The 24,823-nt window shown below is 67.5% G+C and carries 26 protein-coding genes and 1 riboswitch; of the genes, 14 read left to right on the top strand and 12 right to left on the bottom strand.

Annotated elements, in window-relative coordinates; genetic code table 11:
- Positions 1–39: 39 nt before the first annotated feature.
- The gene (gene tkt, locus G341_RS0112225) at positions 40–2,118 is read right to left on the bottom strand and encodes a transketolase (RefSeq protein ID WP_018179435.1); all 2,079 of its coding nucleotides are present in this window, start codon (positions 2,116–2,118) and stop codon (positions 40–42) included.
- A 249-nt stretch (positions 2,119–2,367) separates the two neighbouring features.
- Between tkt and G341_RS0112220 the strand changes: the two genes are divergently transcribed.
- Positions 2,368–3,336: a heme o synthase gene (locus tag G341_RS0112220; RefSeq protein WP_018179434.1), complete on the top strand. Its 969-nt coding sequence runs from the start codon at positions 2,368–2,370 to the stop codon at positions 3,334–3,336.
- 7 nt (positions 3,337–3,343) lie between these two features.
- Here the strand turns inward: G341_RS0112220 and G341_RS21950 are convergent, their stop codons facing one another.
- The 3 genes from G341_RS21950 to G341_RS0112205 form a co-directional block, all read right to left on the bottom strand.
- The gene (locus tag G341_RS21950) at positions 3,344–5,038 is read right to left on the bottom strand and encodes an alpha/beta hydrolase (protein WP_155826943.1); all 1,695 of its coding nucleotides are present in this window, start codon (positions 5,036–5,038) and stop codon (positions 3,344–3,346) included.
- Positions 5,039–5,043: 5 nt separating this feature from the next.
- Positions 5,044–5,334 carry a hypothetical protein gene (locus G341_RS0112210; protein ID WP_155826942.1) on the bottom strand — a complete coding sequence of 97 codons (291 nt, stop codon included), beginning with the start codon at positions 5,332–5,334 and terminating at the stop codon, positions 5,044–5,046.
- A 74-nt stretch (positions 5,335–5,408) separates the two neighbouring features.
- Positions 5,409–6,374 carry a quinone oxidoreductase family protein gene (locus G341_RS0112205; protein WP_018179431.1) on the bottom strand — a complete coding sequence of 322 codons (966 nt, stop codon included), beginning with the start codon at positions 6,372–6,374 and terminating at the stop codon, positions 5,409–5,411.
- Positions 6,375–6,395: 21 nt separating this feature from the next.
- On the opposite strand from G341_RS0112205, the gene G341_RS0112200 reads away from it, so the two are divergent.
- Entirely contained in the window at positions 6,396–6,767 is a 372-nt protein-coding gene (locus tag G341_RS0112200; RefSeq protein WP_026303593.1) for a hypothetical protein, read from the top strand.
- Positions 6,768–6,792: 25 nt separating this feature from the next.
- Here G341_RS0112200 and G341_RS0112195 read toward each other — a convergent pair whose 3' ends face one another.
- The 4 genes from G341_RS0112195 to mptB form a co-directional block, all read right to left on the bottom strand.
- The gene (locus tag G341_RS0112195) at positions 6,793–7,794 is read right to left on the bottom strand and encodes a COX15/CtaA family protein (protein ID WP_043451438.1); all 1,002 of its coding nucleotides are present in this window, start codon (positions 7,792–7,794) and stop codon (positions 6,793–6,795) included.
- 31 nt (positions 7,795–7,825) lie between these two features.
- Entirely contained in the window at positions 7,826–8,620 is a 795-nt protein-coding gene (locus G341_RS0112190; RefSeq protein WP_018179428.1) for an ABC transporter permease, read from the bottom strand.
- Positions 8,617–9,549, bottom strand: a complete 933-nt coding sequence (locus G341_RS0112185; RefSeq protein WP_026303592.1) for an ABC transporter ATP-binding protein — start codon at positions 9,547–9,549, stop codon at positions 8,617–8,619. Before G341_RS0112185 ends, G341_RS0112190 begins: the two co-directional genes overlap by 4 nt.
- A gap of 83 nt (positions 9,550–9,632) precedes the next feature.
- A complete protein-coding gene (gene mptB, locus G341_RS21945) occupies positions 9,633–11,498 on the bottom strand; it encodes a polyprenol phosphomannose-dependent alpha 1,6 mannosyltransferase MptB (RefSeq protein WP_043451344.1) in 1,866 nt (621 codons plus the stop codon).
- A 98-nt stretch (positions 11,499–11,596) separates the two neighbouring features.
- Between mptB and G341_RS21940 the strand changes: the two genes are divergently transcribed.
- From G341_RS21940 to G341_RS0112140, 8 genes are read left to right on the top strand one after another with little or no spacing between them, the layout of a single operon-like run.
- Positions 11,597–12,322 carry a helix-turn-helix transcriptional regulator gene (locus tag G341_RS21940; RefSeq protein WP_018179425.1) on the top strand — a complete coding sequence of 242 codons (726 nt, stop codon included), beginning with the start codon at positions 11,597–11,599 and terminating at the stop codon, positions 12,320–12,322.
- Entirely contained in the window at positions 12,319–13,758 is a 1,440-nt protein-coding gene (gene sufB / locus G341_RS0112170; protein ID WP_018179424.1) for a Fe-S cluster assembly protein SufB, read from the top strand. The genes G341_RS21940 and sufB overlap by 4 nt, the downstream gene beginning before the upstream one ends.
- A 50-nt stretch (positions 13,759–13,808) precedes the next feature.
- A complete protein-coding gene (gene sufD, locus G341_RS0112165; protein WP_051092781.1) occupies positions 13,809–14,951 on the top strand; it encodes a Fe-S cluster assembly protein SufD in 1,143 nt (380 codons plus the stop codon).
- Between the two features lie 33 nt (positions 14,952–14,984).
- Positions 14,985–15,752 carry a Fe-S cluster assembly ATPase SufC gene (sufC, locus tag G341_RS0112160; protein ID WP_018179422.1) on the top strand — a complete coding sequence of 256 codons (768 nt, stop codon included), beginning with the start codon at positions 14,985–14,987 and terminating at the stop codon, positions 15,750–15,752.
- A 39-nt stretch (positions 15,753–15,791) separates the two neighbouring features.
- Positions 15,792–17,081 (top strand): cysteine desulfurase, encoded by a 1,290-nt coding sequence (locus G341_RS0112155; protein WP_026303590.1) that lies wholly within the window; start codon positions 15,792–15,794, stop codon positions 17,079–17,081.
- Positions 17,081–17,533 carry a Fe-S cluster assembly sulfur transfer protein SufU gene (gene sufU / locus G341_RS0112150; protein WP_018179420.1) on the top strand — a complete coding sequence of 151 codons (453 nt, stop codon included), beginning with the start codon at positions 17,081–17,083 and terminating at the stop codon, positions 17,531–17,533. Before G341_RS0112155 ends, sufU begins: the two co-directional genes overlap by 1 nt.
- Entirely contained in the window at positions 17,530–17,907 is a 378-nt protein-coding gene (locus tag G341_RS0112145) for a metal-sulfur cluster assembly factor (protein WP_026303589.1), read from the top strand. The genes sufU and G341_RS0112145 overlap by 4 nt, the downstream gene beginning before the upstream one ends.
- A gap of 58 nt (positions 17,908–17,965) precedes the next feature.
- The gene (locus tag G341_RS0112140) at positions 17,966–18,175 is read left to right on the top strand and encodes a hypothetical protein (protein WP_155826940.1); all 210 of its coding nucleotides are present in this window, start codon (positions 17,966–17,968) and stop codon (positions 18,173–18,175) included.
- A 22-nt stretch (positions 18,176–18,197) separates the two neighbouring features.
- Here the strand turns inward: G341_RS0112140 and G341_RS0112135 are convergent, their stop codons facing one another.
- Positions 18,198–18,623 (bottom strand): STAS domain-containing protein, encoded by a 426-nt coding sequence (locus G341_RS0112135; RefSeq protein WP_018179417.1) that lies wholly within the window; start codon positions 18,621–18,623, stop codon positions 18,198–18,200.
- 271 nt (positions 18,624–18,894) lie between these two features.
- Between G341_RS0112135 and G341_RS21935 the strand changes: the two genes are divergently transcribed.
- Together G341_RS21935 and G341_RS0112125 are read left to right on the top strand one after the other, a co-directional pair.
- The gene (locus tag G341_RS21935; protein WP_018179416.1) at positions 18,895–19,284 is read left to right on the top strand and encodes a hypothetical protein; all 390 of its coding nucleotides are present in this window, start codon (positions 18,895–18,897) and stop codon (positions 19,282–19,284) included.
- A 5-nt stretch (positions 19,285–19,289) separates the two neighbouring features.
- Positions 19,290–20,024 (top strand): SigB/SigF/SigG family RNA polymerase sigma factor, encoded by a 735-nt coding sequence (locus G341_RS0112125; RefSeq protein ID WP_155826938.1) that lies wholly within the window; start codon positions 19,290–19,292, stop codon positions 20,022–20,024.
- 52 nt (positions 20,025–20,076) lie between these two features.
- On the opposite strand, the gene mbp1 is transcribed toward G341_RS0112125, so the two are convergent.
- Positions 20,077–20,319 (bottom strand): microaggregate-binding protein 1, encoded by a 243-nt coding sequence (gene mbp1, locus G341_RS0112120; protein WP_018179414.1) that lies wholly within the window; start codon positions 20,317–20,319, stop codon positions 20,077–20,079.
- Positions 20,320–20,509: 190 nt separating this feature from the next.
- Here mbp1 and trxA point away from each other — a divergent pair, with 190 nt between their 5' ends.
- Positions 20,510–20,866 carry a thioredoxin gene (gene trxA / locus G341_RS0112115; RefSeq protein WP_018179413.1) on the top strand — a complete coding sequence of 119 codons (357 nt, stop codon included), beginning with the start codon at positions 20,510–20,512 and terminating at the stop codon, positions 20,864–20,866.
- Here trxA and pgfA read toward each other — a convergent pair.
- Together pgfA and G341_RS0112105 are read right to left on the bottom strand one after the other, a co-directional pair.
- On the bottom strand, positions 20,795–21,874 hold the full coding sequence (gene pgfA, locus G341_RS0112110) for a cell envelope lipid trafficking protein PgfA (protein ID WP_081622514.1): 1,080 nt from the start codon (positions 21,872–21,874) through the stop codon (positions 20,795–20,797). The two genes, trxA and pgfA, sit on opposite strands and share 72 nt — an antisense overlap.
- A 309-nt stretch (positions 21,875–22,183) precedes the next feature.
- Positions 22,184–22,960 carry a glucose 1-dehydrogenase gene (locus tag G341_RS0112105; protein ID WP_018179411.1) on the bottom strand — a complete coding sequence of 259 codons (777 nt, stop codon included), beginning with the start codon at positions 22,958–22,960 and terminating at the stop codon, positions 22,184–22,186.
- Positions 22,961–23,046: 86 nt separating this feature from the next.
- Here G341_RS0112105 and G341_RS0112100 point away from each other — a divergent pair, with 86 nt between their 5' ends.
- Entirely contained in the window at positions 23,047–24,675 is a 1,629-nt protein-coding gene (locus tag G341_RS0112100) for an ABC-F family ATP-binding cassette domain-containing protein (protein WP_026303588.1), read from the top strand.
- Between the two features lie 48 nt (positions 24,676–24,723).
- Positions 24,724–24,813: riboswitch (Fluoride riboswitch) on the top strand.
- Positions 24,814–24,823: the final 10 nt, after the last annotated feature.

The raw sequence follows: 24,823 nt of genomic DNA, 5'->3' as shown, positions 1-24,823 counted from the left end.
TGGGATTTGTTGGTGGACTTGCTATTTAGCCATTGTCGGCTACTTCGCCAACGACCGCTCGGCCGCGGCGACGACGGCGTCGGCGGTGATGCCGAACTCCGCGTAGAGCGTCTTGTAGTCGGCCGAGGCGCCGTAGTGCTCCAGCGACACGATCTCGCCGCGGTCGCCGACGAAGCGGTACCACGGCATCGCGATGCCGGCCTCGACGCTGACCCGGGCAGTGACCGCCGGGGGGAGCACCGAGTCGCGGTAGGCCTGATCCTGCTCGTCGAACCACTCGACGCACGGCATGGAGACCACGCGGGTGCCGATGCCCTTGGCCTGCAGCGTTTCCCGGGCGGCCACGGCCAGTTCGACCTCGGAGCCGGTGGCGATCACCACGACCTGCAGGTCGCCGTCGGCGTCGGCCAGGACGTAGCCGCCCCTGGTGACACCCTCGGCCGAGGTGCCGGCCAGCACGGGCACGTTTTGCCGGGTCAGCGCCAGGCCGACCGGATGATCGCGGCGGGTCAGCAGGTGGCCCCAGGCGTGCGCGGTCTCGTTGGCGTCGGCGGGCCGCACCACGTCCAGGTGCGGGATGGCCCGCAGGGCGGCCAGGTGCTCGACCGGCTGGTGGGTCGGACCGTCCTCGCCGAGGCCGATGGAGTCGTGCGTCCACACGTAGATCGGGTCGATCTCCATCAGCGAGGCCAGGCGCACGGCCGGGCGCATGTAGTCGGCGAACTGCAGGAAGGTGCCGCCGTAGGCGCGGGTCGGGCCGTGCAGGGCGATACCCGAGAGGATCGAACCCATCGCATGTTCACGGACACCGAAGTGCAGCGTCCGGCCATACGGGTTGGCGCTCCAGGTGTCGGTGCTGATCGACTCCGGGCCGAAGGACTTGGCGCCCTTCATCGTGGTGTTGTTCGAGCCGGCGAGGTCGGCCGAGCCGCCCCACAGTTCCGGCAGCACGTCGGCGAGCGCATTCAGCACCGCGCCGGACGCGGCTCGAGTCGCGACGGCCTTGTCGCCCGGCTCCCAGGTCGGCAGCACGCCGGCGAGGTCGGGAAGCTGGTGCGCCTCTAGCCGGTCCAGCAGCGCCTTGCGCTCCGGGTTGGCGGTGGCCCAGGCGTCGAAGCCGGTCTGCCACTGCGCGTGCGCCGCGGCGCCGCGCTCGATGAGCTTGCGCGAGTGGGCGATGACGTCGTCGGCGACGTCGAAGCTCTTGTTCGGGTCGAAGCCGAGCACCGTCTTGGTGGCGGCGACCTCGTCGGCTCCGAGCGCGGCGCCGTGGATGCCGCCGGTGTTCATCTTGTCCGGTGCCGGGTAGCCGATGATGGTGCGCAGCACGATGATCGACGGCTTGTCGGTGACCGCCTTCGCCGCCTCGACCGCCGCCTCGATCGCGACGACGTCTTCGCCGCCCTCGACCGTCTGAACGTGCCAGCCGTAGGCCTCGTAGCGCTTGGCGGTGTCCTCGGTGAGGGCGATCTGGGTGTCGTCCTCGATCGAGATGTGGTTCTTGTCGTAGAAGACGATCAGGTTGCCCAGCTGCTGGGTGCCGGCGAGCGAGGACGCCTCGGAGGTGACGCCTTCCTCGATGTCGCCGTCGGAGGCGATGACATAGATGTGGTGATCGAACGGGCTCTGACCGGCCGGGGCCTCGGGGTCGAAGAGGCCGCGCTCGTAGCGCGAGGCCATCGCCATGCCGACCGCCGACGCGAGTCCCTGGCCGAGCGGGCCGGTGGTGATCTCGACGCCCTTGGTGTGGCGGAACTCCGGGTGGCCCGGGGTCAGCGAGCCCCAGGTCCGCAGCGCCTCGATGTCGGCCAGCTCGAGACCGAAGCCGCCCATGTACAGCTGCAGGTACAGAGTCAGCGAGGAGTGTCCGCAGGACAGGACGAACCGGTCGCGGCCGATCCACTGCGGATCGCTCGGGTCGTGCCGCAGCACGCGCTGGAACAGCGTGTATGCGAGCGGCGCCAGGCTCATCGCGGTACCGGGATGGCCGTTGCCGACCTTCTGCACGGCATCGGCGGCCAGCACGCGCACCGTGTCGACCGCGCGGGTGTCCAGGTCAGTCCAGTCGGCCGGATAGGCCGGGGTGGTCAGGTCGCGGATCTGATCGGTAACGGCCACTGCGTGGTGCTCCTGAGGGGTCGGGGAACGGTGGTGCCTGCCAGCCTAGTCGGGTGCCTATCCGCGGTGCCGAGCGAACCGCAGTCGCGTCCGGCCGGGCGCCGGGTGTGTCGCCGACGGCGTGCCCGGTGTCGTCGACGGTGCGCCCGGTCACCTCGATTCCAACTTTGGATCACTCGCGGTCTACCATGCTCTGTAGTAGACGCCAGTTCTTCGGCTACACAGCCCCCGCAGACGATTGAGGCCATTTTGACCGGACACGGTTACGCCGCGGCTCCCGCCGGCGTCGATCAGTCTCCTCCGGTCGCGACCTCGCTTCCCGGCCGCGTGCGCGACACCGTCCTCGCCTACGTCGCGTTGACCAAGCCCCGCGTCATCGAACTGCTGCTGGTCGCCACCATCCCGGTGATGCTGCTGGCCGACCGCGGTCACGTGAACCTGCCGTTGATCCTGTGGACGCTGCTGGGCGGTTGGCTGGGCGCGGCCAGCGCCAACTCCCTCAACATGGTGGTCGACGCGGACATCGACCAGAAGATGAAGCGCACCGAGCGCCGGCCGCTGGCCCGGCATGCCGTGTCGCCCCGCAATGCACTGATCTTCGGGCTGCTGCTCGGCGGCGCCTCATTCGCGACGCTGACCGTTACGGCGAACCTGCTCAGCGCGCTGCTGGTGCTGGCCACCATCGCCTTCTACGTCTTCATCTACACGATGATCCTCAAGCGGCGGACCTGGCAGAACGTCGTCTGGGGCGGCGCGGCCGGGTGCATGCCGACACTCGTGGGTTGGGCGGCCGTCACGGGATCGATCAGCTGGCAGCCGCTGGTGCTGTTCGCGGTGATCTTCTTCTGGACGCCGCCCCATACCTGGGCGCTCGCCATGCGCTACAAGGACGACTACGCCAACGCGGGCGTGCCGATGCTGCCGGTGATCGCCACAGAGGAGCACGTCACCAAGCAGATGGTGATCTACACGTGGGCCACGGTTGCCTGCACCGCCGCGCTCATCCCTGCGGCCGGGCCGATCTACGCCGGCGTCGCGATCGTCTCCGGCGTGTGGTTCCTGTTCACCCTGCACGCGCTGTACCGCAGTGTGCGCGGCGGCAAGCCGGTGACGCCGCTCAAGGTGTTCCTGCAGACCAACAACTACCTCGCGGTGGTGTTCCTGGGCCTGGCGATCGACTCGCTGGTCAATCTGCCGACGATCGCCAGCTGGTTCTAGCGGCCGGTCAGCGGTAACCGAGCCGGAGCAGATTCGGCAGGTCCCACGCCTCTGACACGGCTTCCCGAGCCCTTCGCGGCGCCTGTTCGAGCAGTTCTGTCATGCGGTCGAAGGCCTGGCCCGGATGGGTGTCGGCCTTGCGATGCACATATGGCGTCGGATCATCGCCGCCTATCACGCGGGCCATGTTCTTGAAGGCGTCCGAGCCGGGATCGTTCCAGTATCCGCCGTGGCCGCCCGTCCCTTCGACCAGCCGCCCGTCGCTGTAGTAGCCGCTGTCCATCCGGGTGATCTTGGCGTGGTGGTCCGGATCTTGGCCGTCGAAGTAGCCCATTGCCTGCACGTCCTGGATGTAATCGCCGGGCGCGGTGACCGAGTAGCGCTTGACGTCCGCTGCCGGGTTCGTCCAGGGCTGGCTGTGCACCAGGCCGGTAGCGGGCGACGACGCATAGACGACGCGGTCGGCGCGAAGCCCCAGCTCTTCGGCATGTCCGACGACGAGGCCGCCGTACGAGTGCCCGATGAACGTCGTCTTCAGACCTGGTGCGGCGTGGTCGATTTCGTGGTCGAGCGCGCGACCGAAGTCGACCAGCCCGGGTGACATCGCCCGCGCATAGGCGCCGTCAGTCGCCTGCGGAAACCAATCGTTCTTGTCCGGGAACACGTTGTTCGGTAGGTCGCCGTTGACGTACACGAAGACCGCACTGCCGGACTGCCGTGCCAGATTGCGCGCCGATTCATGATTCCGGTCGCTGCCGGCCAGCGTCGTTCCGGTGCCCGGCACATACACGCCGACGCCCTTGGCGGCCGGCGTGATTCGTCCGATCTGCTCGATCCACCGGCCCTGACCGCGGGGGTCGAAGGCGACGAACTGTCGTTCGGTCGTGTTGTCGTTGTGGGCCCGATGGTCTCGGAGATTCGGCTCCTCGATCGGTGTGTCGACCATCGCCGTGTATCGGTCGATGAGCGCCTGGTCGCGTTTCGCGGGCTGCTTGCGCAGCTCTGCGTCACGCGCGTTGCGGATGTTCACATCATTGGCGGCGATGCGCAGGCCGAACGGCACACCGTCGGTGTTGCCGATCGTCACCGGATCCGCAGACAGCAGGACGCGTTGTTCGGCGGGGGACAGGCGCGCGAAGTAGTCCTGTCGTTCTCCGATGCTCATATCCCGCAACTGCGCGATCACGGCGGCGGCGCTCGTCGTGGCGCCGTTCGGGGCGGGCACCCGTGCCGGGTCGGTGACCGCCAGGCGCAGTGCCTGCGCCGTCTCGGCGAGGACCGCTGCGAAGAGCCCGTCCTGCCGGTAGACCTCGGCCAATGCCGCCCGGACGCGCGCGGTGGCGTCCGGCACCGGATTGCCGTCGGGATCGATGACGGCGCCGTCATCGCCGACCACGTCGGGACGGCAGCTGTTCACCAGCTCGAGCAGATGGTTGCGCGCCGAGCCGACCTCGCGGTCCGCGTCGGCTGCGTCATCGGCGATGCAGAGCAATAGGTTTCGCAGTTCGCGGCTCTGCTCGAGTGCGGTGTGAAAGCCGCGTCGGGCGGCGTCGCCGCTCGGTCCCGCCCACTCGTCGGCCGCGCCCACCGCCTCGTCGGCGGTCGTCATCGAGCTGTCGATATCCGCGGCACGGGCCGATGCCGCCCCCGCGGCGGTCCCGAAGGTGCCGGTGTTCCAGCTGCGCACCTCGGCGATCGACATCCGGCTCATCGGTGGCCCGGGAACGACTCCGCGGCGGACGTATCGATGCCGGTGGTCTTTCGCAGGAAGTCGTCGGCGGCATCGGCGAGCCCCGCCAGCCGCTCGCCGATATCCGCGCAGGCCCGTTCAGTCGGATCGCGGAGTGACCGCAAGGCGGCCGCGACGGCGCTGCCGGGCGCCGACACGCCCGCGAACTCCGGAAAATGCAACCCGGACAACCGTTTTCCACTGGCGGTCCAGTGGTCGACGATCCCGCGGACATGGTCCACGTCGACGGTCATTCCTGGCGACGTCATCGGTCCTCCTCGACAGGGTGGGTGTCGATAGGACGCGGCGGGCGCCGGTCGGGTTCCCGGTCTAAGGATCCGGTTTAGGGGAGCAGGACGACCGAGCCGGTGGTCTTGCGCGCCTGCAGGTCGGCATGCGCCGTCGCGGCATCGTCGAGGGCGTAGCGCGCGCCCACCGTGACGGTCACTGCGCCGGATGCGACCGCCGACATGACATCGCCGGCCCGCCAACGGAATTCGCCGGGATCGGCGATGAAGTGGGCGAGCGTCGGTCGGGTGACGGTGAGCGAGCCGGCCGGATTGAGTCGTTGCAGGTCGAACGGCGGTACCGGGCCACTCGCGGCTCCGAACAGCACGACCATCCCGCGCACACGGGTGGCCGCCAGGCTGAGTTCGAAGGTGTCCTTGCCGACGCCGTCGTAGGCGACGGCGACACCGAGCTCGCCGGTGAGCGCGCGTACCTTCTCCGGCAGATCCGCTCCGTACCGCAGCACATGATCGGCCCCGGCCTCGGCCGAGAGCTCGGCCTTCGCGTCGGTGGACACGGTGGTGATCACGGTCAGGCCCTTGGCTTTCGCCAGCTGAGTGAGGATCAGACCGACGCCGCCCGCCCCGGCGTGGACCAGGATCGCGTCCCCGTCCTCGGGGTGAGCGCTGCCGTCCAGCAGATAGTGCGCTGTGATTCCCTGCAGCAGGATGGATGCAGCGGTGGGGTCGTCCACGTCCGAGGGCACGTGGACCAGGCGGTCGGCGCGAACCCGGACCAGTTCGGCATAGCTGCCCAGCGTGTTGCACCAGGCCACCCGATCGCCGATCTCGACGGTGGTGACCCCGTCGCCGATCGCCACGACCGTGCCCGCCCCCTCGGAGCCGAGAACCAGCGGCAGGGGCAGCTCATACATTCCGCTGCGCTGGTAGGTGTCGATGAAATTGACGCCCGCGGCGCCGACGTGAACCACGACCTCGCCGGGCTCGGGTGTCGGGTCGGGCAGCTCCGTGTACTGCATGACATCGGGTTCGCCGGTACTGGTGATCTGGATCGCACGCATCGGTCCAGTATGCTCGCTTCCATGTCAGAGCCTGCCGCCACCAGCGAAGCAACCGCCACCGCCCCGGCTGGAGTGATCCGGATGGTCAAGAGCTATGTCGCCCGCAACGGCGGCTCGGCGACCGCCCTTCTGCAGCCGATCGGCAGCGCCGGCGTGCGGATCACGCTCGTCGCCGCCGATGGCGGGATTCTCGGCGACGAGGTCGTCGCGGATGTGGATACGGCGAATGCGGTCGTCGATGCGGTGGAAGGCGTGACCGTGTCGGAGGAGTGGACCCGCGAGTTGGTCTCGACGGCGAATCCGCGTCCCGGCCACATCCGCAAGATGGCCGGCTGGGTGGCGCATTCACGGCATTTCCCCAAGGCGCGCAACGCCAAGATCGTCCAGAGCTAGTTCGCCCGGGCCGGATTCCGCGCGATTACTTCGCGACGAGAGTCGAGGGCTCGGCGTCTGCCTCGCGGACCGCCGTACGCGGTCGCTGACCGGCCCAGAGCGCCGCGGTGGTCCCGACGCAGGCGGCCGCACCGGCGACGTGGAACACCACCAGCACCGCGGGCACGTTGGTCCAGTACTGGATGAGGCCGATCAGGCCCTGCGCCACCGCGACCGCCAGCACGACGTACAGCCGCCGGCGCACCTGCTGGGTGGTGCCGAGCGCCAGCAGCGCGAACGCCAACGCGATCAGGATCGAGACGTACGCGATCACGAAGTCCGCGTGGAAATGCACCAGGTCGACGATGGGTTCATCGAGCCGCTTGACCGGATCGTCGGCGCTCTTGTCGCCGGCGTGCGGCCCCGCACCGGTGACCATCGTCCCGGCGATCAGCGCGCCCGTGAGCACCACGGCGCTGATCGCGGTCAGCCACCGGATCGGGGCGGGTGTCAGAACCCGTACCGATCCCGCGTCGTCCTGCCGCACCTTTTCGAGCAGCAGCACCGAGATCCAGACCATCGCCATCGACAGCAGCATGTGGATCGCGACCGTCCACCACAGCAGACCGGTGCGCACGGTGATGCCGCCGACGATCGCCTGCACGATGGTCGAACCGGGGATGAACCACGCGTACATCTTGACCTCGCGGCGACGGCCCGCGCGCACGACGGCGATGACGATCGCCGCTGCCGCGGCCACCACGACGTAGGTCAGCATCCGGTTGCCGAACTCGATCGCCTGGTGGAATCCCGCGACGTTGGAGTTGGAGGTGGGAGTCAGGCTGTCGGGGAAGCACTTCGGCCACGTCGGGCAGCCCAGACCGGACGAGGTGACGCGCACGATCGACCCGGTGACCGCGATGCCCGCCTGGGTGAGGACGACGGCGATCGCGATGCCGACTTGCAGCCGCCGCGACGGTTCCGGCAGCCGGAATACCAACCAGGTGAAGGGGTTGCGCCTCGTGGCGAGGTCTTGACCATCAGGCATCAGGGCGTACACATCTTTCTGGCGTGGAATTTCAGGAGAATCGGAAGTAGCGGACGGCGGCGGCGCTGCCGATGGCGCCCCACACCAGGAGAATCGCGAAGCCGTACCAGTCCACGGTGCCGCTCGCCGTCGCGCGGTGCAACGCCTCGCTGAGCGCGCCGGACGGTATCGAGCGGGCCACCCAGTGCGCGGCGTCCGGCACCCGGTGACCCATGACGGCCAGGCTGCCGATGCCGATCATGGCGAACCACAACAGATTCGCCAGGGCGAGCACGATCTCGGCCTTGAGCGTTCCGCCGAGCAGCAGGCCCAGCGCCGCGAAGGTGAACGTGCCCACGGCGATCGCGACGGCGCCGATCAGCAGGCCGACCACGTCGGGACGCCAGCCCAGCGCCAGCCCGATCGCGCCGACGATCAGTGCCTGCAGAATGACGACGATGACGACCGCGATCTGTTTGCCGGCGATGAGACCCCAACGCGGAAGCGGCGTCGCGCCAAGACGTTTGAGCGCGCCATACCGCCGGTCGAACCCGACGGCGATGGCCTGGCCGGTGAATGCCGTCGACATCACCGCGACCGTCATGATCGCGGGCACGAACAGACCGGGCTTCGATTCGCCGATGTCGCCGATCGGCAGCAGGCACAGCCCGACCAGCAGGGTGATCGGGATGAACAGGGTCAGCAGCAGCTGTTCGCCGTGTCGCAGGATCAGGCGCAGCTCCAGCATCGACTGCGCGAGCAGCATCCGCCACATCGGCGCGGCCTGCGGTGCAGGTGCGAACGTGCCGACGGGAAAACGGTTGGCGGCCTTGGGGGGTGTGGTCATTCGCGCATCTCCCGTCCGGTCAGGTCCAGGAACACGTCCTCCAGGCTGCGGGAGGCGACCTGCAGATCGGTGGCGAGGACATCGAGATCGGCGCACCACGCGGTGACCTGCGCCAGCACCCGTGGGCTGATGTCGCCGGTGACGAGATAGCGACCCGGGTCGGACTCGGCGCACGAATAGTCCGGCGGGAGCACGGTATTCAGCTCGGCGATCGGGAGCCCGGTCGGTGCGGTGAAACGCAGTTCGCGCTCGGCGCCGCGGCGGGTGAGTTCGCCGGGCGTGCCCGATGCCACCCGGCGACCGCGGTCGACGATCACGACCTGGTCGGCGAGCGCCTCGGCCTCGTCCATCAGGTGGGTGGTCAGCAGGACCGCGACCCCGTCGCCGCGGAGTCGGGATATCAACTCCCACACCAGTAGTCGGGCGTGGGCGTCCATACCGGCGGTGGGCTCGTCGAGGAAGACGAGCTCGGGTCGCCCGACGAGCGCGCAGGCCAGCGAAAGGCGTTGCTGCTGACCGCCGGACAGCCGGCGGTACGGCGTGCGGGCGACCGAATTCAGGCCGAGCTCGGACATCAGCCAGGCCGGGTCGAGCGGGTCGGCCGAGTAGGCGGCGCAGAGGTTCAGCATCTCCCCGGCGCGCGCGCCCGGGTAGGCGCCGCCGCCCTGCAGCATCACCCCGATCCGGCTGCGGACCGCGTCGCTGTCGGCGACCGGATTCAGGCCGAGCACCTGCACGGTTCCGGAATCGGGGGCGATGAATCCCTCGCAGATCTCGACGGTCGTGGTCTTGCCCGCGCCGTTGGGACCGAGCAGCGCCAGCACCTCACCCGCGCGAAGATCGAGATCGAGCCCGTCGACGGCGACGACATCGCCGAACGACTTCCGCAGACCCCGCACGGTCAGGGCGCCGGCAGCGGTCGCGGTCACCGGCGCGCTCGGGCCGGCGGGACCGGCGGACGCGCCATTGCCGGCAGTCGCGGCGTCGGGCACGGGTGTCACGTCTGACCAGGTTAGTCACGTGTGGCAGCGGCCTTGTCGGCGCGCCATCGACGGAGTGGTTCAGCTAACAGTGCCCGGGCGCTGCGCGACGCCTCCGGTCCGCCCGGTTCGTCCGATGGGCCGTCGCCGCCGGATCGAATCCGGAAGCGTTCGAGGAACAGCGCCATCGTGATCGCCACGATCGGCACGGCGGCCACCAGCGCCTCGCTGATCTGGTAACCACGGGTCGCGGCGGCGGTCGGCAACACCGCCAACGAGATGATCGCGCTGATGGCAATCGAGATGATGCGGAACCAGCGGCCGGTCGCCCAGGCGGCCAGCGGGATCAGCGCCCACAGCAGGTACCAGGGCTGCACGAACGGATAGAACAACACCACCGAGGCGAAAGCGACGCCGAGCGCGCCGAGCGGATGGAGTCGGCCGGCGAGGGCGGCCAGCAGCCAGCGGATGACGAGCACGGCCGCGATCGCCGTGCCGAGTGGCCGGGCGACGTCGAGAATCGCCTGTGTGTGGTCGCCCAGGCCGAGCGCGATCCCGATATGGCCGCCGGTGACCGACATGAAGGTGGACAGCGACATCCACGACCGGACCACGTCGCCGGTGTTGAGGGTCTTCGTCCAGCCGAATCCCAGGCCGGTGCCGACGCAGACCGCGACCACCACCACCGCCAGGATCGAGCCGAGCAGCCCGCCCGCGCCGAGCAATGCGTACACGCTGCGTTTGGATCGTGGCCAGAATTCGCGCAGTGGTGCGTGACGCAGCGCGGGCAGGGTGGCGCCCCAGCGCCGCGCCAGCGCGATCGCGACGAAGCCGAACGCGAGTACGGACGTGACCTTGACCATGGTCGAGGCGGCCAGGACGACGGCGCCGGCGATGATCAGCCATCCGCCCGTCGTCGGCCGCCAGCTGCCGGGCCGGCGCAGCCGCTCGGCCCCGTAGATGCCGCGGAAGCACAGTTCGATGCCGGCGAGCATCAGGCCGATCATCAGCGCCTCGTTGTGGATGCCGCCGATGAGATGCAGTACCACCAGCGGATTCATCGCGCCGAGCCACAGTGCCGCCACCGGGGAGACGCCGCAGCGGGTCGCGAGGCGGGGCAGGGCCCAGACGATCAGGCCGATGCCGCAGAGCGCGACGACGCGGTGCATCACCAGGGCGGCGGGGATGTCGGTGCCGGTGATCTTCGTGATGCCCTCGCCGATCCACAGGAACAGCGGACCGTAGGGCGCCGGGGTGTCGCGCCAGAGGCTCGGCACCGATCGGGTGAAGACATGGTCGATGCCCAGCCCCGCGGCCGGACTGACCTGATACGGATTCATGCCCTTCTCGGCGATCGCGCTCTGCGCCAGATACGAGTACACGTCCTTGGACAGCAGCGGCGGCGACACCATGATCGGGAGCGTCCACAGCAGCAGGGTGCGGTCGGCCTGCCGGCGGGTCATGCGGCGCACCGGAGCGTCGCCGTGCGCGAGTTCGACCGACAGGCGGCCGACGGCATATCGGCCGATCAGCAGCCAGGCGATCACCAGGATGACGGTGCCGGCGATGCTGACCGTCAGCGCGGTGGTCCACATCCGGGACGGCAGCGACAGCACGCGCATTCCGTTCAGCGGGTTCTGCAGCACCGGCAGCTGGCCGGTGCCGAGCGCGCCGACGAGCATCAGGACCGCGCCCGTGGTGCCGAGCATGCGAATCCGGTGGAACCGGATGTTCTCCTCAGGGGTCAGGTTGGGGGAGTCCGGGTGATCGTCGTAGTGGTCGTCGTGCAGCCGGGCCATGGACCTGCCGTAGTCGCCGGTGGTGTCGGCGGTGATCGGCGGCCGCGGCGGGCGGCGCAATCCGAGATAGTCCAGCGGCTGGGGCACAGGTGGGACCATACCGTCGGTGTGTTCTGCCGGACGGGACCCTGCTCGCGGGAATGACCTTAGGTGACCCTTGGTTGTCACTGGTTATCGAATTAAGTCACACTTGTGTTGTGGAAAACGCAACCGCCGCGCATGCGGCCGTCCGGACGGATGGCCATACTCGCGCGTCGGTGGTCGAGTACATCCTCGAACGTGGACCCATCACCGCTGGTGAGATAGGCGATCAGCTCGGAATCAGCGCCGCCGGCGTGCGACGTCATCTGGATGCGCTGATCGTATCGGGCGATGTCGAGGTCGCACCGGCGCCGAAGCTGGCCGATCGGGGACGCGGGCGTCCGGCGAAGCGGTATCAGCTGACGCCCAGCGGCCGGGGCCAGTTGCGGCACGGCTACGACGACCTCGCGGTCGCCGTGATGCGTCGCCTGCGCGATGTCGGCGGCGAGAGCGCGGTCGAGGACTTCGCCCGCGATCGGGTCGCGGCCATGGTCGGCGACATAGACCGCGGCGACAACGCCGAGCGCACCGTCGAGCAGATCGCCGATGCGCTCACCGCCGCGGGGTTCTCCGCGACGACGCGGCGAGTCGGCGCGGGCGTGCAGATCTGCCAGCACCACTGCCCCGTCGCGCATGTGGCGGCGGAGTTCCCGGAGCTGTGCGAGGCGGAGACGGCGATGTTCGCCGAGGTGCTCGGCACGCATGTGCAGCGGTTGGCGACCATCGCCAACGGCGACTGCGCATGCACCACACACGTACCCATTGTCGATGTAGACAACGTAAAAACCGTTGGGGCACAGCCCGCTCCGATGGCCGACAGTAAGCAGGAGGAGGAGCGATGACGGCAACCGAACCAGTCCGGACGCAGCCGCTGAGCCAGACCGAGACGATCGATTCACTCGGCCACTACGGCTACGGCTGGGCCGATTCCGACGAGGCCGGTGCGAGCGCCCAGCGTGGTCTGAGCGCAGCCGTCGTCGAGGACATCTCGGCCAAGAAGAACGAGCCCGAGTGGATGCTCGAGGCTCGGCTGAAGGCGCTGTCGATCTTCGACAAGAAGCCGATGCCGAACTGGGGCTCGAACCTGGACGGGATCGACTTCGACAACATCAAGTACTTCGTGCGCTCGACCGAGAAGCAGGCCGAGAGCTGGGAAGACCTGCCCGAGGACATCAAGAACACCTACGACAAGCTGGGCATCCCGGAGGCGGAGAAGCAGCGGCTGGTCGCGGGTGTCGCGGCGCAGTACGAGTCCGAGGTCGTCTACCACCAGATCCGCGAGGACCTGGAGGAGCAGGGCGTGATCTTCCTCGACACCGACTCCGGTCTGCGTGAGCACCCGGAGATCTTCCAGCAGTACTTCGGCTCGGTGATCCCGGCCGGCGACAACAAGTTCTCGGCGCTCAACACCGCGGTGTGGTCGGGCGGCTCGTTCATCTACGTGCCGCCGGGCGTGCATGTCGACATCCCGCTGCAGGCCTACTTCCGGATCAACACCGAGAACATGGGCCAGTTCGAGCGGACGCTGATCATCGTCGACGAGGGCGCCTACGTGCACTACGTCGAGGGTTGCACCGCGCCGATCTACAAGTCGGACTCGCTGCACTCGGCGGTCGTCGAGATCATCGTCAAGAAGGGCGGCCGCTGCCGCTACACGACCATCCAGAACTGGTCGAACAACGTCTATAACCTGGTCACCAAGCGGGCCAAGGCCGAGGCCGGCGCAACCATGGAGTGGATCGACGGCAACATCGGCTCCAAGGTCACCATGAAGTACCCGGCGGTCTGGATGACCGGCGAGCACGCCAAGGGCGAGGTGCTGTCGGTCGCGTTCGCGGGCGAGGGCCAGCATCAGGACACCGGTTCCAAGATGGTGCACCTGGCGCCGTACACCTCGAGCAACATCGTGTCGAAGTCGGTCGCCCGCGGCGGCGGTCGCGCATCGTATCGCGGTCTGGTGCAGGTGAATCCGGGCGCGCACGGCAGCCGTTCGACGGTGAAATGCGACGCGCTGCTGGTCGACCAGATCAGCCGCAGCGACACCTACCCGTACGTCGACATCCGCGAGGACGACGTGACGATGGGTCATGAGGCGACCGTGTCGAAGGTCTCCGACGATCAGCTGTTCTACCTGATGAGCCGCGGCCTCACGGAGGACGAGGCGATGGCGATGGTCGTCCGCGGCTTCGTCGAGCCGATCGCCAAGGAGCTCCCGATGGAGTACGCCCTGGAACTGAACCGGCTGATCGAGCTGCAGATGGAAGGGGCCGTCGGCTGATGACGAGCAACCTCAACACGGCCGCCGAGAGCGTGCAGGCCGAGGGCAGCATGCTGGGCGCCAACAAGGGCGCACTGTTCACGTCGTTCGATGTCAACGCTTTCGAGGTGCCGCAGCACAAGGACGAGGCCTGGCGGTTCACTCCGCTGCGCCGGATGCGCGGCCTGCACGACGGCTCGGCCGTCGCCACGGCGACCGCGACTGTCACCGTCGACGGTGTCGCCGAGGGCGCCACCGTGTCGACGGTCGACCGCTCCGACGAGCGTCTCGGCCAGGGCGGCGTCCCGTTCGATCGAGTTGCCGCGCAGGCGTATTCATCGTTCGAGAAGGCCACGCTGATCGAGGTCGACAAGGACGTCGAACTGGCGGATCCGCTGATGGTCACGATCACCGGCCCCGGTGAGGGCGAGGTCGCCTTCGGCCACACCCAGGTCCGGCTCGGCAGCCATGCCCGCGCGGTCGTCGTCATCGACCAGCGGGGCAGCGGCACCTACGCCGAGAACATCGAGTTCGTGATCGGCGACGGTGCCCACCTGACGATCGTCAATGTCCACGACTGGGCCGACGACACCGTGCACGTCGCGGCGCATCACGCCCGGCTGGGTCGCGATGCCGTGCTGCGGCATTTCGCGATCAGTCTGGGCGGCAACCTGGTTCGGCTCAGCCCGATCGTTCACTACGACGGCCCGGGCGGCGACGCCGAGTTGCTCGGCCTGTACTTCGCTGACGCCGGTCAGCACCTCGAGCAGCGCCTGCTGGTCGACCATTCGCAGCCGAACTGCCGGTCGAATGTGGTGTACAAGGGTGCGCTGCAGGGGGACAAGAGCGATCGGGCGCGCGAGGCGCACACCGTGTGGATCGGCGATGTGCTGATCCGTCCGGCGGCCGAGGGCACCGATACCTTCGAACTGAACCGCAACCTGGTGCTCACCGACGGCGCGCGCGCCGACTCGGTGCCGAACCTGGAGATCGAGACCGGCGAGATCGTCGGTGCCGGACACGCCAGCGCCACCGGTCGTTTCGACGACGAGCAGCTGTTCTACCTGCAGGCCCGCGGCATCCCCGAGGACCAGGCCCGCCGACTGGTGGTCCGCGGCTTCTTCGGCGAGATCATCGCCAGGATCGCGGTCCCGGAGCTGCGCGATCGCCTGTCCGCCGCCATCGAAGCCGAACTCGAAGCAGCCGGCGCGTAAGCGTCCTGCCTGTACTTGAAGGAACGAAAACTGATGACCACCTTGGAAATCCGCGACCTGCACGTCAACGTCGCACAGACCGACGCCGACGCCGAGCCGATCAACATCCTCAAGGGTGTCGACCTGACGGTGCGCTCAGGCGAGACGCACGCCATCATGGGCCCCAACGGATCCGGCAAGTCGACCCTGTCGTACGCCATCGCCGGGCACCCGAAATACGAAGTCACGCAGGGCTCGATCACCCTCGACGGCGAGGACGTCCTCGAGATGTCGGTCGACGAGCGGGCGCGAGCGGGACTCTTCCTGGCGATGCAGTACCCGGTCGAGGTGCCGGGCGTGTCGATGTCGAACTTCCTGCGCACCGCCGCCACCGCGGTCCGGGGCGAGGCGCCGAAGCTGCGCACCTGGGTGAAGGAAGTCAAGGAAGCCATGGGCGACCTGGGCATCGACCCGGCGTTCGGTGAGCGCAGCGTCAACGAAGGCTTCTCCGGTGGCGAGAAGAAGCGTCACGAGATCCTGCAGCTCGACCTGCTCAAGCCGAAGATCGCGGTCCTCGACGAGACCGACTCGGGCCTGGACGTCGATGCCCTGCGCGTGGTCTCCGAGGGCGTCAACCGCTACAAGGCGGAGGAGGACGGCGGCATCCTGCTGATCACGCACTACACCCGCATCCTCAAGTACATCCAGCCCGACTACGTGCATGTGTTCATCAACGGCCGGATCGCCGAGTCCGGCGGTGCCGAGCTGGCCGACGAGCTCGAGGCCGGCGGTTACGACCGCTTCACGAAAGCGTCTGCCTGACGGCTTCTTTCGCTGACAATCTCTTCCGGGAGTGAGCGTATGACTCAAGTGACCGATACCCGCAGCGACATCGCCACCGGCTTCGACGTGCAGCGGATCCGGGCGGATTTCCCGATCCTGTCGCGGACGGTGCGCGACGACAAGCCGCTGGTCTACCTGGATTCCGGGGCGACGTCGCAGCGGCCGCTGCAGGTGCTGGATGCCGAACGCGATTTCCTGCTGACCAGCAACGCCGCGGTGCATCGCGGTGCGCATCAGCTCGCCGAGGAGGCGACCGACGCCTACGAGGACGCCCGCGCGGCGATCGCGGGCTTCGTGGGAACGACGGCCGACCAGATCGCGTTCACCAAGAACGCGACCGAGGCGCTGAACGTCGTCGCCTACACGCTCGGTGACGATCGGTCCGCGGATGTCCTGGGCGGCAAGGCACTCGGTCCCGGGGACACGATCGTGATCACCGAGCTGGAGCATCACGCGAACCTGGTGCCGTGGCAGGAGCTGTGTCGGCGCACCGGCGCCACGCTGAAGTGGTTCGGCGTCACCGACGACGGTCGCATCGACCTGGACTCGCTGACGCTCGACGCCAGCGTGAAAGTCGTTGCGTTCACTCATCAGTCGAATGTCACCGGTGCGGTGGCGGACGTGCCGGAGCTGGTGTCCCGAGCGCGCTCGATCGGCGCGCTCGTGGTGCTCGACGCCTGCCAGTCGGTTCCGCATATGCCTGTCGACCTCAGCGCCCTCGACGTGGATTTCGCTGCGTTCTCCGGGCATAAGATGCTGGGCCCATCGGGTGTCGGCGTCCTGTACGGCAAGCGGGAACTGCTGAATGCATTGCCGCCCTTCATCACCGGCGGCTCGATGATCGAGACCGTGACGATGGAGGTCTCGACGTACGCCCCGCCGCCGCAGCGTTTCGAGGCCGGCGTGCCGATGACGTCGCAGGTGGTCGGCCTGGGTGCCGCGGTGCGGTATCTGGAGGCGATCGGCATGGATGCGGTGGCCGCCCATGAGCATTCGCTGACGACCGCCGCACTCGACCGGTTGGCGACGATTCCGGGGCTGCGCATCATCGGCCCGCCGACCGCCGAATCCCGTGGTGGGGCAGTCGCGTTCGATGTCGAGGGCATCCATGCTCACGATCTCGGGCAGGTGCTCGACGACGAGGGCGTCGCGATCCGGGTGGGCCATCACTGCGCTTGGCCGCTGCATCGCCGGTTCGGTGTGACCGCCAGCGCCCGCGCATCGTTCGCCGTCTACAACACGCTCGATGAGGTCGACGCACTGGCCGCGGCCATCGTCCGGGCACAGAAGTTCTTCGGAGCGGCGTAATGCGGATGGAGCAGATGTACCAGGAGGTGATCCTGGACCACTACAAACACCCGCACGGCCGCGGACTGCGTGAACCGTTCGGTGCCGAGGTGCATCACGTCAACCCGACCTGTGGCGACGAGGTGACCCTCCGCGTCGCGGTGACACCGGATCAGCGGACGATCGAAGACATCTCCTACGACGGGCAGGGCTGCTCGATCTCGCAGGCGTCGACGTCCGTGATGCATGAACTGCTGGTCGGTCGGCCGGTCGAGGAAGCATTGGCCACCCTCGATGCGTTCAACGAGATGATGACCTCACGCGGACAGATCGAGGGCGATGAAGACGTGATCGGCGACGGCATCGCCTTCGCCGGCGTGAGCAAGTACCCGGCACGCGTGAAATGTGCGTTACTGGGATGGATGGCGTTCAAGGACGCGGTCGCACAGGCAGTGGAGAAGGAGCCGGCATGACAGAACAGCTATCTCAATCCCAGGCATCGGGAGCACAGATTTCGGCGCCGCAGACGTCGTTGCCCACCCTCGACGATGTCGAGGAGGCGATGCGCGATGTGGTCGATCCGGAGCTCGGTATCAACGTTGTCGACCTCGGCCTGGTGTACGGCATCGAGGTGACCGATGACGCCGTCGCGAAGATCGATATGACGCTGACGTCGGCGGCCTGCCCGCTGACCGACGTGATCGAGGATCAGTCCAAGAACGCTCTGGTCAGCAGCGGCCTGTGCACCGACATGGAGATCAACTGGGTCTGGATGCCGCCGTGGGGCCCGGACAAGATCACCGACGACGGCCGCGAGCAGTTGCGGGCGCTCGGCTTCACCGTCTAGCTGCCACAGCGGCGGCGGATCAGGCGGCGATGCCGCAACAAGTGCGTTTGGAGGGATGATGACGAGCAACCACGACACCCCTGACCACGATGATCAATTGGATGCGGATACGTCCGACCGGACTGATCCGACGACCAATGACGTGACCGACGATGACGAGGCCAAGAAGTCATCGCCGGCCACCGAACAGGTTCATTACGAGCGCGCCCGTGAGCAGCAGAAGATCGACGACTTCAACAATGATCGGGATCCGCGGCGTCAGGACTGACCGCGGCCGCGGCGCCACCGACTCAGTGGTTGCGCCAGAGTCCTTCGACTTCAACGGCGTCCAGCGCGGAATCGGCGGTGTCGTAGACCCATACCGGTCGTTGTCGGTCCACCACGTCGAGCAGGTGGTCGATGGCCGGGCTGGTGACGACCGCGCAGCCGATTCCGTGCGAACGGGCCCTTTCCGGCAGTTCGGTCAATGTCGATAGGCCTCGTGCGGCCATGAATGTCACATCGCTGAGATCGATGACCACGTCGGACTGCGCCGACAGGATCTCCTGGGTCAGCGCGCTGATGTCGTGAATATTGGAGGCGTCGATCTCTCCGTCGATGGCGATGACGGTCGGGCGACGGGCGTCATGCCTGGCCGGCGGACATACCCGAACATGTGCCGGACCAACAGGAATCTCTATCCCGAGCTGACTGGTAGTCGTAGTAGTGGAGTGCATCCGATCAACCTCGCTCTCATAGATGACTGAGCGTTACACCACGGTCCCCGTGCGGGGCGTGTGCACATGGCTGTCGTGTTCAACCACCTCGACACTATGCACGGTCCGGCCGCGACGTCAACGCTGCCTGGTCCTGGCGGGTTTGAAGTTGCGCAAAACCGGGTAGGGGCACGGCAATGCCCGAATGGGGTACCGATCATCAATGGGAGTTGGAATAGTGTCCGCTATGGCGACTGCTCGTTCTGAGGTTGACTGGGAAGGCGATTCCGTTGTGCAGCTGCGGGTTCCGGCGCAGGTCGAACAGCTGGCGGTGATTCGCGCAGCGGTGGCGACGGTCGCGGCTTCGGCCGACCTCGATATCGACGCGATCGCCGACGCTCGGCTCGCGGCGGACGAGGCCTGCACTGAGCTCACGACGATTGCCGCCGAGAGAACGACGCTCGACTGCCGCTTCACCGGTGAAGCCGGGCGACTGTGGCTGCACTGCAGCACGACGGCGCGTGCTGAAGATGTGCCGTTCGAGCAGGGACTGAGCTGGTATGTACTGCGGTCGATCGTCACGCGACTGACGACCGGGCACAGGGACCTCGCAGACGCTCCGGGCTGTCGGCGAGTGTGGATCGAATTCTGCATCGAGAACGAGACTCACAGGGCCGGGTGAAGGGAATGGGTCGGGACGCCAACGCCCCGGACGACGGCCGTGACCACGATCAGCTGCGCCAGCAGCTGATCTTGGAGCATCTGAGCCTGGCCGAGAATCTGGCATGGAGATTCGCTGGACGCGGAGAGTCGCACGACGACCTGATGCAGGTGGCACGCGTGGGGCTGGTGAATGCGGCGAACCGATTCGATCCCGAACGCGGGAGAGGATTCGTCGCGTTCGCCGTTCCGACGATCATGGGCGAGATGCGTCGGCACTTTCGTGACACGGCATGGGCACTGCGAGTGCCGCGCCGCTTGCAGGAACTGAGTCTCGCGGTCTCGTCCACCGCGGCGTTGCTCAACCAGGAGCTCCGCCGTGCACCGACCCCGCGCGAGCTCGCGGGGCGGCTGGGGGTGTCGGTGGACGAGGTCATGGAGGCGTTGTCGGCGGAAACGGCGCACCGGGCGCTCTCGATCGATGCCCCGCGGCGAGGGGCCGAGTCCGCCGAAGAAGGGACTCTGCTTGACTCTCTCGGAGACAGCGATTCTGCGTTGGCGAGCGCCGATGACCGGGTCATGCTGAAGGCCTTGCTGGCGGATCTGCCTGCGCGGGAACGCGAGATCATCAAATTGCGCTTCGTCGATAACATGACCCAGAGCCGAATCGCCGATCAAATGGGGATATCGCAGATGCATGTGTCGCGGATACTCGGCGCGACGATCAGCCAATTGCGCGAACGGATGCCTGACCGGCAGTAGACCGCGACGCGCGTGGGGCTCGCCCTGATCGGACGAGCCCCACGATCTACATTTACTGCTGCGACTGGTGCGCTTCCTGGCGCTTCCTGGCGGTCTCCGCGGCCGCTCGGTCGGCGTCCGCCTGGAGCTGGTCCTTGCCGGCCTCCCTGGTGGCCTCGCCCTTGTCCTGCTGCGCGCGGCCCTCCTCGGCGAGATGATCCTGGCCGGTCACGTCGCCGACGGCTTCTTTGACCTTGCCTTTTGCGTGCTCCACGGCGCCCTTGATCGCGTCGCCGGCTGCATTGTTATCGACCATGACTGGTTGCCTCCCTCCATCAGGTGCCTGTCCGATGGACTCGATGCCCATCACAAGGGGAGTTCCCGCTAGCGGCGGAAGCCAAACATTTGTAGTCGACGGCGCGGAAGAGGCCAGCGTCAAGAATCGCTGTGGTCGGAATCGCCGGTTGTCGGGAATCAATGCAGGCAATAGGGGTGTTGAGGACACCATGAGCACAGTCGACATCACCACCGAGCAGTTCAAGGACACCGTCGCGGACAACGAGATCGTCCTCGTTGACTTCTGGGCGTCCTGGTGCGGCCCATGTCGGGCGTTCGCGCCGGTCTACGAGCGCGCCTCGCTGAAGAACGAGGACGTGGTCTTCGGCAAGGTCGACACCGAGGCCGAGCAGGCGCTGGCCGCCGCGGCCGAGATCCGGTCGATCCCGACCCTGATGGCCTTCAAGAAGGGCCACCTGGTGTTCTCGCAGCCGGGTGCGTTACCGCCGGAGGCGCTAGACGACCTGATCAACCAGGTCCGGGACCTTGACATCGACAAGGCCCTCGCCGACGCCGACGGGAAGTAGCCCGTCGGGACCCTGGGTGGTTGAGTCGCGCCGTCGGCCGCGAATGAGTGTGACGACGCCGGTGATCAGCAACAGCCCGCCGAGCACGCCGAGGGCGGTGGGCGCATAGGTCTCGCCCCAGTCGAGCATGCGTTTGTTCTTTTTCGCGAGTGCCGCGGTCTGCGCGATCGTGTCGGGCGTCATGTGGAAGTCGGCGTCGATCTCGGTGAACGTCCGGCCACTCCCGACCAGGTCGCGATGCATGGTGAGGTTCTGAACGACGAGAACACCCGACCGCGGCTCGACCCACAGATCGATGGTGCTGCTGTAGTAGCGGTCGAAGGTGACGTTGCCGGTGCCGGGCAGGCCCCACGCCCGGGCGGAGAGCGACAGGCGGCCATCGTTTCCGGCGATCGGTTCCAGGTTGGTGCGCGGCACATCGACGCGCAAATGGTAGAGCCGCATCCCCTCGACGGTCCGGTTGTCGTCCAGGTACCGCGCGGTGCCCTCGGTTCGGGAGTTCACGTCGTGGTACGGGTATGACCGCTTCGACAGTCCGATCGGGAACGTGTACTGAAACCCCTTGCGGGCCTTCGGCTGTGGAGACTCGCCGATGTTGTAGGCGGTACGCGCCGGCGTGCCCGCGAGCGGCTCGGCTGTGCGCCGGTCGATCGTGATCTGGTCGACGTAGGCGATGACCAGCTCGGGCGGGGTGTTGGGGGAGAGCCTGCTCATCCGGGTGGCGGCCGACAGCGTCACGTCGTTGTCGCCGGTGGGCGGGATCGAGCGGATGTCGGCATGGATCTGGAGATCGACCCCGCTGCTGGTGTGCACCGCTTCTCCGCGCACCAGCGGCTGCACGTCCACCAACCGAGCGTTGTGGGCGTCCATGGTCACCGCGATCTTGACGTCCGACGGGACCTTCTTGAGGCTGGGGACGAGAAAAGTCGGCAGCGCGATCGCGAGAACGAGTGCCGTTGTGCCGAGAAAAATGGCCGTCAACGCCACTGCCCGCCGAGTACGTGTCACGGTGGTTCACACTAAATGTCGACAGGATGAATCCTGTTGTCGGCCACAGTGTTTAGTGGTGACGGACGCAATGGCGCGGGAGCTGTGACCGGGGGTACACCCGAGGGGTCGGTGTTAGCCGGATTGCCGTGATCAGACGCGCTGCGAGCGTCGCGAGAGCGGCCTGCCGACGCCCCAGCCGTGCACCAGCACGCTGGTGGCTACGACCAGCCCCATGACCGGCTTCCCGCAGCCGGCGGTACGCGTGACCGCAGACGAAGGCCGCGACGAATCCGTTGCCGTGCAATTCGACCGCGATGCGCGGAGCGGTCAGCCGAACGATCCGGTGGTGCCCACTCCGCCGTCGATGCGTACCGTCTCGCCCGTGAGCCAGGACGACTCGTCCCCGGCCAGGAATGCCACGAGGTTGGCGATGTCCTGGGGCTCTCCGAGCCGCTTCAGGGGATAGGGCGCCGCCACCGCGGCCTCGTCGTGGGCATAGAGCAGCTCGGCGAACTTCGTCTTGACCACGGCCGGGGCGACCGCGTTGACCCGGATGTTCGGCCCCAGCTGGGCCGCGAGTTCCTCGGTGATCTTGATCAACGCGGCCTTGGAGGCTCCGTAGATGGCGAGCGGCCCGGCCGGTCGCAGGCCCGCGATGCTGGCGACGTTGATCACCGAGCCGCCGGAATCCTTCATTCCGGCGCGGTAGCACTCCTGGACAAATCCCACGGCCGCAACCACATTCACGTCGAAGGTCTTCAGCGCAGCGACCGGATCCATCTCCATCAGGGAGCCGATCTGCGGGTTGATGCCGGTGTTGTTGATCAGGATCTGTACGCCGCCGTGCGCCGCCACGGCCTGCTCGACGATCCCGGCACGCGTGGCCGGGTCGCCCGAGTTGCCGGCGACCGGTAGCACCCGGGCGCCGGGGACGGCGGCGCGAATCTGCTCGGCGGCCTCGTCGAGCGGTTCGGCTTTGCGCGCGTTGATGGTGACGGCGGCGCCGCGGCGGGCTAGTTCGGTGGCGATGGCCAGTCCGATTCCGCGGCTGCCGCCGGTGACGATCGCCGATTTGCCTTCGAGTGGTGCGGTGGTATGAGTCACAGACGCGACGATAGCCGGTAAGCCGCAGGTGAGCGGCCCATATATCGATTCGGATAGACCCGTGTCGCCACGTAGACTGCAATGTCGTGATTACCGCAACCGACCTTGAAGTTCGGGCCGGTGTGCGCACCCTGCTGTCGGCGCCCGGTCCCGCTCTGCGCATTCAGCCCGGCGACCGCATCGGGCTGGTCGGCCGCAATGGCGCCGGCAAGACGACGACCCTGCGCATCCTCGCAGGCGAAGGCGAGCCGTATGCGGGCTCGGTGACCCGGTCGGGCGAGCTCGGCTACCTGCCGCAGGATCCGCGTGAAGGCGACCTCGACGTGCTCGCCAAGGATCGCGTGCTGTCGGCGCGCGGCCTCGACAAGCTGCTGCGTGACCTGGAGAAGCAGCAGACGCTGATGGCCGAGGTCGTAGACGAGACCGAACGCGACCGTGCGGTCCGCAAATACGGCCAGCTCGAGGACCGGTTCTCGTCGCTGGGCGGCTACGAGGCCGAGTCCGACGCCGCCCGCATCTGCAACAGCCTGGGCCTGCCCGACCGGGTGCTGGGCCAGCCGCTGCGCACGCTGTCGGGCGGTCAGCGCCGTCGAATCGAATTGGCGCGCATCCTTTTTGCGGCGTCCGATGGTTCCGGCAAGTCGGCCACCACTTTGCTGCTCGACGAGCCGACCAACCACTTGGATGCCGACTCGATCGGCTGGCTGCGGTCTTTCCTGCAGAATCACGACGGCGGGCTGGTGGTGATCAGCCACGACGTCGAGCTGCTCGGGGACGTCTGCAACAAGGTGTGGTTCCTGGACGCGGTGCGCGGCGAGGCCGATGTCTACAACATGGGCTGGAAGAAGTACCTGGAGGCGCGGGCCACCGACGAGCAGCGCCGCAAGCGTGAGCGTGCCAACGCCGAGAAGAAGGCCAGCGCGCTGCGGACGCAGGCGGCCAAGATGGGCGCCAAGGCGACCAAAGCCGTTGCCGCGCAGAACATGCTCAAGCGTGCCGACCGGATGCTCGCCAATCTCGACGAGGAACGGGTGGCGGACAAGACGGCCACGATCCGTTTCCCGGAGCCGGCGGCCTGCGGCAAGACACCGCTGATGGCGTCGGGTCTGACGAAAACCTATGGCTCACTGGAGATCTTCACCGGCGTCGACCTGGCGATCGACAAGGGGAGCCGAGTGGTTGTGCTCGGACTGAACGGCGCCGGCAAGACGACGCTCCTGAAACTCCTTGCGGGCGTGGAGGCTCCGGATCTCGGACAATTGGAGCCGGGCTTCGGGCTGAAGATCGGCTACTTCGCGCAGGAGCACGATACCCTCGACGACGACGCGTCCGTGTGGGAGAACATCCGGCATGCCGCACCTGACGCCGGCGAACAGGATCTGCGAGGCCTGTTGGGCGCCTTCATGTTCTCGGGTCCGCAGCTCGATCAGCCGGCCGGCACACTGTCCGGCGGTGAGAAGACCCGCCTGGCGCTAGCCGGCCTGGTCTCGTCGGCCGCGAACGTGCTGCTGCTGGACGAGCCGACCAACAACCTCGATCCGATCTCTCGCGAGCAGGTGCTCGACGCGCTGCGCAGCTATGCGGGTGCCGTCGTGCTGGTCACGCATGACCCCGGCGCTGCGGAGGCCCTCGACCCGGAGCGGGTGATCCTGCTGCCGGACGGCACCGAGGATCATTGGTCCGACGAGTATCAGGAGCTCATCGAACTGGCTTAGGCCGAACGTCGACTGAAAGCTCGACGCGCATGCGCCGCAGTCGGTATCGTCGACCTCGGCGATGGATCTCCGCCGAGCCGCCCGTCCTGGACGGTGGCTGAACCGCCCGACTCCGGGGCTGATGGTTCCTTCCACTGATGGGAAGGAT

This window comes from Jongsikchunia kroppenstedtii DSM 45133 (genome assembly GCF_000380485.1).
Taxonomy (GTDB): Bacteria; Actinomycetota; Actinomycetes; order Mycobacteriales; family Mycobacteriaceae; genus Jongsikchunia; species Jongsikchunia kroppenstedtii.
The sequence above is the reverse complement of the archived record's forward strand: the minus strand, read 5'-3'. Positions and strand labels throughout refer to the sequence as shown.

What these genes read in the sequence shown, in the direction of transcription:
- G341_RS0112205 (WP_018179431.1), bottom strand. Translation starts at nt 6,374, where the DNA reads ATGCGTGCGATCCAGATCACCAGTACCGGCGAACCCGATGTCATGCAG.
- sufC (WP_018179422.1), top strand. Translation starts at nt 14,985, where the DNA reads ATGACCACCTTGGAAATCCGCGACCTGCACGTCAACGTCGCACAGACC.
- trxA (WP_018179413.1), top strand. Translation starts at nt 20,510, where the DNA reads ATGAGCACAGTCGACATCACCACCGAGCAGTTCAAGGACACCGTCGCG.
- G341_RS0112195 (WP_043451438.1), bottom strand. Translation starts at nt 7,794, where the DNA reads ATGCCTGATGGTCAAGACCTCGCCACGAGGCGCAACCCCTTCACCTGG.
- mptB (WP_043451344.1), bottom strand. Translation starts at nt 11,498, where the DNA reads ATGGTCCCACCTGTGCCCCAGCCGCTGGACTATCTCGGATTGCGCCGC.
- sufD (WP_051092781.1), top strand. Translation starts at nt 13,809, where the DNA reads ATGCTGGGCGCCAACAAGGGCGCACTGTTCACGTCGTTCGATGTCAAC.
- G341_RS0112210 (WP_155826942.1), bottom strand. Translation starts at nt 5,334, where the DNA reads ATGACGTCGCCAGGAATGACCGTCGACGTGGACCATGTCCGCGGGATC.
- sufU (WP_018179420.1), top strand. Translation starts at nt 17,081, where the DNA reads ATGCGGATGGAGCAGATGTACCAGGAGGTGATCCTGGACCACTACAAA.
- G341_RS0112140 (WP_155826940.1), top strand. Translation starts at nt 17,966, where the DNA reads ATGACGAGCAACCACGACACCCCTGACCACGATGATCAATTGGATGCG.
- mbp1 (WP_018179414.1), bottom strand. Translation starts at nt 20,319, where the DNA reads ATGGTCGATAACAATGCAGCCGGCGACGCGATCAAGGGCGCCGTGGAG.
- G341_RS0112190 (WP_018179428.1), bottom strand. Translation starts at nt 8,620, where the DNA reads ATGACCACACCCCCCAAGGCCGCCAACCGTTTTCCCGTCGGCACGTTC.
- G341_RS0112125 (WP_155826938.1), top strand. Translation starts at nt 19,290, where the DNA reads ATGGGTCGGGACGCCAACGCCCCGGACGACGGCCGTGACCACGATCAG.
- G341_RS0112155 (WP_026303590.1), top strand. Translation starts at nt 15,792, where the DNA reads ATGACTCAAGTGACCGATACCCGCAGCGACATCGCCACCGGCTTCGAC.
- sufB (WP_018179424.1), top strand. Translation starts at nt 12,319, where the DNA reads ATGACGGCAACCGAACCAGTCCGGACGCAGCCGCTGAGCCAGACCGAG.
- G341_RS0112145 (WP_026303589.1), top strand. Translation starts at nt 17,530, where the DNA reads ATGACAGAACAGCTATCTCAATCCCAGGCATCGGGAGCACAGATTTCG.
- G341_RS0112135 (WP_018179417.1), bottom strand. Translation starts at nt 18,623, where the DNA reads ATGCACTCCACTACTACGACTACCAGTCAGCTCGGGATAGAGATTCCT.
- G341_RS21950 (WP_155826943.1), bottom strand. Translation starts at nt 5,038, where the DNA reads ATGTCGATCGCCGAGGTGCGCAGCTGGAACACCGGCACCTTCGGGACC.
- G341_RS0112200 (WP_026303593.1), top strand. Translation starts at nt 6,396, where the DNA reads ATGTCAGAGCCTGCCGCCACCAGCGAAGCAACCGCCACCGCCCCGGCT.